Below are 1,356 nucleotides of genomic sequence, written 5' to 3' on the forward strand. Positions count from 1 at the left end.
GGAACTTCCGCTCGGTCGGAGAAGCGACAGCGCTCTTGGCCGTGTTCACCTTCAGCTTGAGGCGCCGTTCGAGGAACCGGGTGACGCTGGCCATGACCCGCTCGCCTGCACGAGGACTGCGAACATAAATGTTGCAATCATCGGCGTATCTTGCGAAGCGGTGGCCGCGCCGTTCCAGCTCCTTGTCGAGCACATCGAGCATGAGGTTTGACAACAGCGGCGAGAGCGGCCCCCCTTGCGGGACTCCCTCATCCATCGGATCGACCATCCCACCCACGAGCACACCTGCCGTCAGATAACGGCGGATGAGCCGGAGCAGGAGCCGATCCTGCACCCGTTTGGCCACCAGACCCATCAGGATGTCGTGGTTCACTCGATCGAAGAATTTCTCCAAATCGAGATCGACGACGGTGTGGCAACCGTCAGCGATGAACTGCTGAGCGGCGGCCACGGCCTGATGCGCCGAGCGTCCGGGCCGGAACCCATAGCTCGACGGCGAGAAGGTCGGGTCCCAATCCTCTTGCAGCACCTGCATCACTGCCTGCTGGAGGAAGCGGTCGAGTACCGTTGGAATGCCGAGGCCACGAGTGCCTCCTGATGCCTTCGGAATGTCGACACGCCGCACCGGCTGCGGCTGGTAAGTGCCGTTGAGAAGTTGAGCCCTGATCTCGGGCCAGTGGTCTTTCAGGTGGGCGGCCAGATCGTCGACGGTCATGCCGTCAACGCCGGGCGCGCCCTTGTTGCGTCTGACCTGGGCCAGCGCCTTCTTCAGATTGTCGCGGGCGACAATCCTCTCCATCATTGATCCCACCGGGATCGCTGGGCTTTCGGGGGCGGGTGCCGCCGACGTGACTTCGGCTCCTCCGGCGAGCGGGTTCGGGGCTTCACCCTCTGCCGCATCGCCGAAAGCCAACTCAAGTTGGTTTTGCTGCCGCTTGGTCCGTCGAGACACCTGCTCTACTTGCCCTCTCTAACGTTCGGGCCTTCGGCCTTGCGGCCTACTATGCCGTCTGCTGACTTCTCCACCACGATCACGGGCCTTGCGGCCCGCTCAGTCCGGAGGTCCGGACATGGTGGAGATCTCCCGAGGTAAGTTCGACCGCCTTCCCCGCACACCTGCCGGATTTACCACCCCGGTCTTTGATGACCCTGGACTTCGCAGCTTTCGGCCTGCTCGTCCGGCCGGGGCGGCCTCATATCCGGTTCTTGTCCATCAGGTCGCGGTTTTGCTCCATGCTTCCTTCAGACCCCGCCTCACGACGGCGCCCTTGCACTTCGCTAACCCTTCGCCGCCATCAGGCTGGGTAGAAGACTTACACTTCCAAGCTGTCGAACATGCTCGGCACACCGAAAAAA

At 62.6% G+C, this 1,356-nt stretch carries 1 protein-coding gene; it reads right to left on the reverse strand.

Going from position 1 to position 1,356, the window contains the following annotated elements:
- Positions 1–952, reverse strand: a 952-nt coding sequence (ltrA, locus tag FS320_RS43435; protein WP_338105706.1) for a group II intron reverse transcriptase/maturase, incomplete at its 3' end; no start/stop codon positions are given.
- Positions 953–1,356 lie beyond the last annotated feature (404 nt).

Origin of the sequence: Microvirga tunisiensis (assembly GCF_009296175.1) — a bacterium.
Classification (GTDB): domain Bacteria; phylum Pseudomonadota; class Alphaproteobacteria; order Rhizobiales; family Beijerinckiaceae; genus Microvirga; species Microvirga tunisiensis.